This is a genomic window from Serratia ureilytica (genome assembly GCF_017309605.1).
Classification (GTDB): domain Bacteria; phylum Pseudomonadota; class Gammaproteobacteria; order Enterobacterales; family Enterobacteriaceae; genus Serratia; species Serratia ureilytica.
In genome coordinates this window covers 1,076,273-1,085,338 of sequence record NZ_CP071320.1, presented here as the reverse complement: position 1 = coordinate 1,085,338, position 9,066 = coordinate 1,076,273, and the positions used below count along the sequence as shown (strand labels likewise).

9 protein-coding genes are annotated in these 9,066 nt (G+C 60.8%); 4 read left to right on the top strand and 5 right to left on the bottom strand.

From position 1 onward, the window contains the following. The first annotated feature begins 158 nt into the window (after positions 1-158). Complete coding sequence (gene nadB, locus J0X03_RS05020; RefSeq protein WP_016929796.1) at positions 159-1,760, top strand: L-aspartate oxidase; 1,602 nt, start codon at positions 159-161, stop codon at positions 1,758-1,760. Between the two features lie 38 nt (positions 1,761-1,798). On the opposite strand, the gene trmN is transcribed toward nadB, so the two are convergent. After that, positions 1,799-2,578, bottom strand: coding sequence for a tRNA(1)(Val) (adenine(37)-N(6))-methyltransferase TrmN (gene trmN / locus J0X03_RS05015; RefSeq protein WP_033644126.1), 780 nt, complete (start codon positions 2,576-2,578; stop codon positions 1,799-1,801). A 99-nt stretch (positions 2,579-2,677) separates the two neighbouring features. Here trmN and srmB point away from each other — a divergent pair, with 99 nt between their 5' ends. After that, on the top strand, positions 2,678-4,000 hold the full coding sequence (gene srmB, locus J0X03_RS05010; protein WP_016929798.1) for an ATP-dependent RNA helicase SrmB: 1,323 nt from the start codon (positions 2,678-2,680) through the stop codon (positions 3,998-4,000). A gap of 52 nt (positions 4,001-4,052) precedes the next feature. Here the strand turns inward: srmB and J0X03_RS05005 are convergent, their stop codons facing one another. From J0X03_RS05005 to grcA, 3 genes are all read right to left on the bottom strand, one after another. Then, on the bottom strand, positions 4,053-4,808 hold the full coding sequence (locus tag J0X03_RS05005) for an ankyrin repeat domain-containing protein (RefSeq protein ID WP_160204503.1): 756 nt from the start codon (positions 4,806-4,808) through the stop codon (positions 4,053-4,055). Next, on the bottom strand, positions 4,801-5,760 hold the full coding sequence (locus J0X03_RS05000) for a Tle-like phospholipase domain-containing protein (protein WP_033644128.1): 960 nt from the start codon (positions 5,758-5,760) through the stop codon (positions 4,801-4,803). The genes J0X03_RS05005 and J0X03_RS05000 overlap by 8 nt, the downstream gene beginning before the upstream one ends. Positions 5,761-5,944: 184 nt before the next feature. Then, positions 5,945-6,328: an autonomous glycyl radical cofactor GrcA gene (grcA, locus tag J0X03_RS04995; RefSeq protein ID WP_004929114.1), complete on the bottom strand. Its 384-nt coding sequence runs from the start codon at positions 6,326-6,328 to the stop codon at positions 5,945-5,947. A 346-nt stretch (positions 6,329-6,674) separates the two neighbouring features. Between grcA and ung the strand changes: the two genes are divergently transcribed. Then, positions 6,675-7,358, top strand: a complete 684-nt coding sequence (ung, locus tag J0X03_RS04990) for a uracil-DNA glycosylase (protein ID WP_004929112.1) — start codon at positions 6,675-6,677, stop codon at positions 7,356-7,358. A 56-nt stretch (positions 7,359-7,414) separates the two neighbouring features. Here ung and grpE read toward each other — a convergent pair whose 3' ends face one another. Beyond that, positions 7,415-7,999 (bottom strand): nucleotide exchange factor GrpE, encoded by a 585-nt coding sequence (gene grpE / locus J0X03_RS04985; protein WP_089195095.1) that lies wholly within the window; start codon positions 7,997-7,999, stop codon positions 7,415-7,417. Positions 8,000-8,124: 125 nt separating this feature from the next. Here grpE and nadK point away from each other — a divergent pair, with 125 nt between their 5' ends. Next, the gene (gene nadK / locus J0X03_RS04980; RefSeq protein ID WP_004929107.1) at positions 8,125-9,003 is read left to right on the top strand and encodes an NAD(+) kinase; all 879 of its coding nucleotides are present in this window, start codon (positions 8,125-8,127) and stop codon (positions 9,001-9,003) included. The last annotated feature ends 63 nt before the right edge of the window (positions 9,004-9,066 follow it).

Here is a 9,066-nt window from a genome sequence, read left to right as displayed (position 1 = left end):
ACATTATTTTCCTGAGCAAGCACTCGCTTGGAGTTCATATAGAACACGAAGTTCCATATCGCCATTGTTTTTTCTGTTGATGTCACCCTATCCGTGGCTTTTGCCCGGACAGTTAGGCTAACATGAAATTCACTCTTCTTCTGCACACATCATACGTTATGCAACCATCATCTGAACATGTTAGCGATGTACTGATCGTCGGCAGCGGCGCTGCGGGCCTGTCACTGGCGCTGCGCCTGGCGCAGCATTGCAAGGTTACCGTTCTCAGCAAGGGGCCGCTCAGCGAGGGGGCCACCTTTTACGCCCAAGGCGGGATCGCCGCGGTGTTCGATGAGACGGACAGCATTGCCTCACACGTTGATGACACTTTGATTGCCGGCGCCGGCCTGTGCGACAAAGAGGCCGTCGAATTCATCGCCGGCAACGCGCGCCACTGCGTGCAGTGGCTGATCGATCAGGGCGTACTGTTCGACACCGAGGTCAACGCGCAGGGCGAGGCGCATTATCACCTCACGCGCGAAGGCGGCCACAGCCATCGCCGCATCCTGCACGCTGCGGACGCTACCGGTAAGGAAGTAGAGACCACGCTGGTGGGGAAAGCAAGCGCTCACCCCAATATTTGCGTGATGGAACGCCGCAACGCGGTTGACCTTATTACCTCGAACAAAATCGGCCTGCCGGGCACCCGCCGAGTCGTAGGCGCTTACGTCTGGAACCGCGAGCTCGAGCGGGTGGAAACCTACCGCGCCAAAACGGTGGTGCTGGCCACCGGCGGCGCGGCCAAGGTATACCAATACACCACCAATCCGGACATCTCCTCCGGCGATGGCATCGCCATGGCCTGGCGCGCCGGCTGCCGGGTCGCCAACCTGGAGTTCAACCAGTTCCACCCGACCTGCCTGTTCCACCCGCAGGCGCGCAACTTCCTGCTGACCGAAGCGCTGCGCGGCGAAGGGGCTTACCTGAAGCGCCCGGACGGCAGCCGCTTTATGCCGGATTTCGACCCGCGTGGCGAACTGGCCCCGCGCGATATCGTCGCCCGCGCCATCGACCATGAAATGAAGCGCCTGGGCGCCGACTGCATGTACCTGGACATCAGCCACAAGCCGGCGGAGTTTATCACCCAGCACTTCCCGATGATCCACGAAAAGCTGCTGACGCTGGGCTTCGATCTGACTCGGCAACCGATCCCCATCGTCCCGGCCGCGCACTACACCTGCGGCGGCGTGATGGTCGATCAGCACGGCCGCACCGATCTCGACGGGCTGTACGCCATCGGCGAGGTCAGCTACACCGGCCTGCACGGCGCCAATCGCATGGCGTCGAATTCGCTGCTGGAGTGCCTGGTTTACGGTTGGTCGGCGGCGGAAGACATTCTGCAGCGCCTGCCGTTCATCCAGCAGGCCAAACAGGTGCCGCACTGGGATGAAAGCCGGGTGGACGATGCGGACGAACGGGTGGTGATTCAACACAACTGGCACGAGCTGCGGCTGTTCATGTGGGATTACGTCGGCATCGTGCGCACCACCAAGCGCCTTGAGCGCGCCCTGCGCCGCATCAACACGCTGCAGGCGGAAATCGACGAGTACTACGCTCACTTCCGCATCTCCAACAACCTGCTGGAGCTGCGCAATCTGGTGCAGGTGGCCGAGCTTATCGTGCGCAGCGCCATGGCGCGCAAAGAGAGCCGCGGCCTGCACTACACGCTGGACTACCCGGATTTGCTGCCGGAAGCGCTGCCGACCATTTTGCAACCTTAAACTCTGCGACAGGGCGCCTTATCGGCGCCCTTTTCTTTTCAGTAGAACAGGTAGAAGTCGGTGATCAACCGGCGGAAATCGTCGGTATAGCTGCCGTCGGCCTGTTTGATCGCCAGCGCCTGCTCCCGCAGCGGCGTTTCCCGCCGCGTCAGCGCCAGCAACATCCGGTGCAGCGGCGTATCGGCCCGATCGCTGACGTTCACTTTCGCCGCCGTGTGCCAACCGCTTTGCTGCGCCAGGCGTTCGAATTCGGCGCCGATGTCGTGCGGCAGCACCACGCAGAACGTGCCCTGCGCGGCCAACAGCTGCGCGGCGCAGGCCAACAGCGCCTCGTGCGTCAGGGTTTCGGTGTAGCGCGCGTTGTGGCGCGCCTGATCGCGGCAGGCCACCGCCGGCTCAAAATAAGGCGGATTGCTGACGATCAGATCATACTCAGCGGCATGCTGCTGCGCATAATGGTGAATATCCTGCGCATGCACGCGGATGCGCTGCGGCCACGGCGATTCCGCCGCGTTTTCGCGCGCCTGGCCGGCGGCGGCTTCATCCAGCTCCACCGCGTCGATGGTCACTTCGTCGCCGCTGCGCTGCGCCAGCATCAGCGCGATCAGCCCGCTGCCGCTGCCGATGTCCAGCACCCGGCGCGCCTGCCCCAGCGGCGCCCAGGCGCCGAGCAGCACCCCGTCGGTGCCCACTTTCATGGCGCAACGATCGTGGGCGACAAAGAATTGTTTAAAGGTAAAACCCCCGCGGCGCGGGGTAAAATCGGCTTTCGATCGCTTGCTCACACTCACCACCTGGCTATAAAACTGGCGTAGCATAAGGCAATCTGATCGGCGGGAAAAGAGCGGCTTTCCGCTTAAATAGGTGAAGATCGCGGCCAACCCGTCTATAATCGGCGCCCCAAGTAGAGGTAGACCATGACAGCAACCACTTTTTCCGAACTCGAACTCGATGATCGCCTGATCGACGCGCTGCGCGACAAAGGCTACGATCGCCCCACCGCCATTCAGGCCGCTGCGATCCCGCCGGCGATGGACGGGCGCGACGTCTTAGGTTCGGCCCCGACCGGCACCGGCAAAACCGCCGCCTTCCTGCTGCCCGTGTTGCAGCACCTGCTGGACTTTCCACGCAAGAAATCCGGCCCGCCGCGCGTGCTGATCCTGACGCCAACGCGTGAACTGGCGATGCAGGTCGCCGACCAGGCGCGTGAATTGGCTGCTCATACCTCGCTGGATATCGCCACCATCACCGGCGGCGTCGCTTACATGAACCACGCGGAAGTGTTCAGCGAAAACCAGGACGTGGTGGTCGCCACCACCGGCCGCTTGCTGCAATACATTAAAGAAGAGAACTTCGACTGCCGCGCGGTGGAAACCCTGATCCTCGACGAAGCCGACCGCATGCTCGACATGGGCTTCGCGCAGGACATCGAAACCATCTCCGCCGAAACCCGCTGGCGCAACCAGACGCTGCTGTTCTCCGCCACGCTGGAAGGCGAAGCGATCCGCGAATTCGCCGAGCGCATCCTGAAAGAGCCGGTGGAAGTGGAAGCCGATCCGTCGCGCCGCGAACGCAAAAAGATCCTGCAGTGGTACTACCGCGCCGATGACGTGCAGCACAAAACCGCGCTGCTGATCCACCTGCTGAAGCAGCCGGACGTGCAGAAATCGGTGATCTTCGTGCGCAAACGCGAGCGCGTGCACGAGCTGGCCACCTGGCTGCGCGAAGCGGGTATCAACACCTGCTATCTCGAAGGCGAAATGGTGCAGGCCAAACGCAACGAAGCGGTCAAACGCATGATGGATGGCCGGGTTAACGTACTGGTCGCCACCGACGTTGCCGCACGCGGTCTGGATATCCTCGATATCACCCACGTGTTCAACTTCGACATGCCGCGCACGGCGGACACCTACCTGCACCGCATCGGCCGTACCGGCCGCGCCGGGCGCAAAGGCACCGCCATTTCGCTGGTGGAAGCGCACGACCATCTGCTGCTGGGCAAAGTGGGCCGTTACCTGAACGAGCCGCTGAAAGCGCGCGTGATCGACGAACTGCGGCCAAAAACCAAGGTGCCGAACGAGAAGAGCAACGGCAAGCCGTCGAAGAAAGTACTGGCCAAACGCGCGGAAGATAAAGCGAAGAACAAAGAAAAGGCCAAGGTGAAAGTGCGCCATCGCGACGCCAAAAACGTCGGCAAACGCCGTCAGGCGAAGGCCAAACCGGCCGGCGACGCGGAATAATCACCGCTGCCTAAGAAAAAACCGCCTGTACAGGCGGTTTTTTTATGGGCGTTTACTGCTGCGCGTAATGCGTGGCCAGGCGGCGCCCCTGCAGCCATTTATCCAGCTCGCGGAACTGCGCCTTCAGCTCGTCATTCTGCAAATGCGCCGGCGTTTGCGAGAAGTAAAACTGGAACGCATAACCCTGCTGATTGCGCGCCCGGGCATCGGCACCGGCCTGCAACAGCAACAGCGCCAGGTGCGGCCCGTTGATCTTCGCCGCCAGATGCAGCGGAGTATCCCCCAGCCGATCGCTCAACGTGGTGTCCGCCCCGGCCGCCAGCAGCAGCCGCAGCTGCTCCTCACGCCCGGCCAGCACCGCCGCCGCGAGCGGCGTGGCGCCGGTAACGGCATTGCGCACGTTCACCTGCGCCCCTTCGGTCAGCAACAACCGCAGATACTGTGCGTCTTGCAACATCGCCGCGGTGTGCAGCGCGCTGTTGCCGTCCAGCCCCGCCGTCGCCGGGTCGGCACCGAGCGCCAGCAACGTCTGCACGCTGGCCGGCTGCTGCGAAAGCACTGCCCACTGCAACAGCGTGACCTGCCGCTCGCCCCGTTCGCGCAAGCGCTCCTGTGTGGCCTGCGCACCGATGCCCTGCGTATCGCCGCGCGCCACCGCCTGAGCCAGCGCCTGGTTGCTGCGGCCGTCAAACGGTGAAATCTCCTGCCCCATCTGTTGCTCCTTAGCCATCATCAGTAAACCGGTCACCGCGACCAGCGCCAGTAAGGCTATCGCCAGCGCCCGCCGCAAGCGACGCCCTTCAGGCATTGGCCTTCGCCTCCCACGGCTTTTGTTCCGCCATCGAGCTTATCACCTTGTCGATGCCGTGCGCCGTCAGGCTGCGATCCAGATGTTTGCTCGGCCGCCAGTCATCGATGCCGGTCAGGGTATCGTTGTTGGCCAGGGTAATGTTGTGGCCGATGGCGTCCGGGATCAGCGAAGTCGATTCCTGGGTGCTGGTCAGCATGTCATATTGCTCGCTGTAACGGCGAATGCCCCCGGCTTCGGCGTCTTTCTTCGCCGCCGCCGGATCGATCCCCAGGCGATTCAGGGTGTAATCCGACACCCCGGCCGCATTGAAGGTGACCGCGACGGTGCCGGTCGCCAGCGCCGCCGTGGCCGCCAGACCACCGCCGAGCGAATGACCGGCGATCACCAGCGCATCGCCGAAGGCCGCCTTGGCGCTTTTGGCGGCGGCAACCGCCTGATTGTACTGCACATCGTCATAACCCGTCGCCTGCCGCACGTTGCTCAGCCAGTCGCGCCAGTCGTTGGTGCCGGCGAACGCCAACACATACTGCTTGTCGTTGCTGTAAATCCCGGCCTGGAAACCGCTGCCCGCGTCGTGCAGGCTGGCGGGATCGATGCCGAACCCGAGCAACGCGCTGTCGCTCAGACGGTTGAACCCGGCGGCGCCCTGGCCGTTCAGCGAGTAAACGTCCTTGGCCAACAGCGCCAACGCATAATCGCCTTCCTGAGATTGTTGCCCCCGGGTCACGCCCGGCGCAACCGCCGTCGGCGCCGCCGCAGAGATATCGCCGACCAGCGTATTCAACAGGTTCTGCGCGTTCAGCGTATTCTGAGAAGGGGTGGCCACCGGCGCCGGATTTGCCGGCGCTGCCGCAGGCTGCGATGCCGTCGCCGTTTCGGCAGCGGCGCGAGGTGTAGGGATCGCGGCCACCGGGGATACTGCAGAGGTAAAACTTAAAGGCATACTCATGCCGACTCCTTGTCGATAGACTTTTTTATTTAGCACCTGAATAGGTGCTGATTTAGCTATCGGCAGGTCGGATGAGTTCTGTATCAGGAATGCTTATCTTTGTGCAGAATGTGATCCGCCTTCAGTTTTCGGCTATCAAGCACAAAAAAGGGAGCCGAAGCTCCCTGATTGACTGCGCCGCCGATTACAGGCTTTCGGTAAAGGTGCGGGCGATAACGTCGCGCTGCTGTTCCGGCGTCAGGGAATTGAAACGCACCGCATAACCGGACACGCGGATGGTCAGCTGCGGGTATTTTTCCGGATGCTTGACCGCGTCTTCCAGGGTTTCGCGACGCAGCACGTTGACGTTCAGGTGCTGGCCGCCTTCCACGCGCACGGTCGGCTGCATTTCCAGCGGCACTTCACGGTATTCGATCTGGCCCAGATCGCTGACCGCGACAACCTGATCTTCCGCGTAGTTGGCCTTGGCGCACACGCAGCGAGCTTCCGCTTTTTCATCGTCCAGCAGCCAGAAAGAATTCACCAGCGCCTGGTCGTTCGCTTTGGTAATTTGAATACCGGTAATCATTATGTTGCCTCCGTACAAGGGCGTAAAAATTCACGTCGTGAGAAAACCCAATTCTGGTTTCGGCCATTTGGTAAAACCATTGTTGTCTTGTTGTTCTGTATACCAGCCTGACCGGGCCAGTTCTTTGATTAAAGTCAATTTTTACCGGGTAGGCACAAGGCGTGAAGGGGCAAATTTATGTTTTATATCAATTTTCCCGTCGCGCTAAAAAACAATTATTTTTGTAAATTTTCAAAAATAATTGCATTACAAACGGCGGCGAGAAATGAAAAGCGGGTTTCGCTGCGCGGGCCGACACGGTAAGCTATAGCCCATGAATTGCTAAAGAAAACAAAGGAGAGCGTTTATGGCCACCTCCCTCACCTGGCATGACGTGATCGGCAAAGAGAAAGAGCAGCCCTATTTTGTTGAAACGCTCGCCTTTGTTGCCGCTGAGCGCCAGGCCGGTAAGACCATTTACCCACCGCAGAAAGACGTGTTCAACGCGTTCCGCTTTACCGAGCTGGCGGACGTCAAAGTCGTCATCCTCGGCCAGGATCCCTACCACGGCCCCAATCAGGCGCACGGCCTCTCTTTCTCGGTGCGCCCCGGCGTGCCGGCGCCGCCGTCGCTGGTGAACATGTATAAAGAGCTGGCGACCGACATTCCCGGTTTCGAACGCCCTGATCACGGCTACCTGCAAAGCTGGGCCGAACAGGGGGTGCTGCTGCTCAACACCGTGCTGACGGTGGAAGGCGGCCGCGCGCACTCGCACGCCAACCTGGGCTGGGAAACCTTTACCGATAAAGTGATCGCCGCCCTGAACGAGAACCGCGAAGGCGTGGTGTTCCTGCTGTGGGGCTCGCACGCGCAGAAGAAAGGCAACTTTATCGACCGCAACCGCCACCATGTGCTGAAAGCGCCGCACCCGTCGCCGCTCTCCGCGCACCGCGGTTTCCTCGGCTGCCGCCACTTCTCGCAGGCCAATCAGCTGCTGGAGCAGCAAGGGCTCACGCCGATCGACTGGATGCCGCGCCTGCCGCAGGCGTAGTCCAGAGACAAAAAAGGCACCCTCGGGTGCCTTTCTTTATGCCGTTGCCGGGGCGATTACGCCTTGGCTTTGGAGACCGCGACCATCGCCGGACGCAGCAGGCGGCCGTTCAGCGTATAGCCTTTCTGCATCACCATCATCACGTGGTTCGGCTGGTGATCGGCGGATTCCATCATGCTCATCGCCTGATGCACTTCCGGGTTGAACGGCACGTTGACGTCGCCGACGATTTCGATGCCGTACTTGCGCACCACGTCCAGCAGCGATTTCAGCGTCAGCTCGATGCCTTCGATCATCGCGGCCAGTTCCGGATTGTTTTTATCCGCCAGATCCAGCGCGCGCTCCAGGTTGTCGATCACCGGCAGCAGATCGCCGGAGAATTTCTCCAGGGCGAACTTGTGCGCTTTCTCGACGTCCAGTTCGGCGCGGCGACGGATGTTCTCCGCTTCCGCTTTGGCGCGCAGCAGGCTGTCGCGCTCGTGCTGCTGAGCTTCCGCCAGTTGGGCTTCCAGTTCGGCGATACGCGCATCGCGCAGATCGACGCCTTCCGCCGCTTCCGGCAGCGTATCCTCCTGATGAGCGTGTTGTTCCATTTCTTCCGAGACTTGCTCGTTTGGCGTCTTCTGTTCTTTACTACTCATGAATATCTCCGCGTTTTAGCATTAATCTCGCAACTTGGCTTATTATGGGGATCAAAACCGGGGTTTCAAGTCAACCGGTCACAATGTGGGGCATAAACGGGTCCCGGTGAGGAAAATCACAACAAATGAATAAAAAATTCGCCTGTATTGGCATTGTTGGCCACCCGCGTCACCCTTCAGCGCTGGCAACCCACGAGATGCTGTTCCACTGGCTGGTCGCCCGTGGCTATTCGGTGATGGTCGAACGCCAAATCGCCCATGATTTGGGGCTGAAAGACGCCGTCACCGGCAGCCTGGCGGATATCGGCCAGCGCGCCGATCTGGCGGTGGTGGTCGGCGGCGACGGCAACATGCTCGGCGCAGCGCGCGTGCTGGCGCGCTACGACATCAAGGTAATCGGAGTCAACCGCGGCAACCTCGGTTTCCTCACCGATCTCGATCCCGACAACGCCCTGCAGCAGCTGGCGGACGTGCTGGAAGGCGAGTACATCGACGAACAGCGTTTCCTGCTGGAAACCATCGTGCATAAAGAGCACCAGCAGTGCCGCATCAGCACCGCCATCAACGAAGTGGTGCTGCACCCCGGCAAAGTAGCGCACATGATCGAATTCGAGGTGTATATCGACGATCGCTTCGCCTTCTCGCAGCGCTCCGACGGCCTGATCATCGCCACGCCGACCGGCTCCACCGCCTACTCGCTCTCCGCCGGCGGGCCGATCCTCACCCCGTCGCTGGAGGCGATCGCGCTGGTGCCGATGTTCCCCCACACCCTTTCCGCCCGGCCGCTGGTGATCAACGGCGACAGCACCATCCGCCTGAAATTCTCGCAGATCGGCAGCGATCTGGAGATCAGCTGCGACAGCCAGATCGCACTGCCGATCCAGGAAGGCGAAGAAGTGCTGATCCGCCGCAGCAACTTCCATCTGAACCTGATTCACCCGAAGGACTACAGCTATTTCAACACGTTAAGCACCAAGTTGGGCTGGTCGAAAAAATTGTTCTAAAATCTGCATCGGCCACTTTACTGTATATAAAACCAGTTTATACTGTATAAAACTACAGTTATG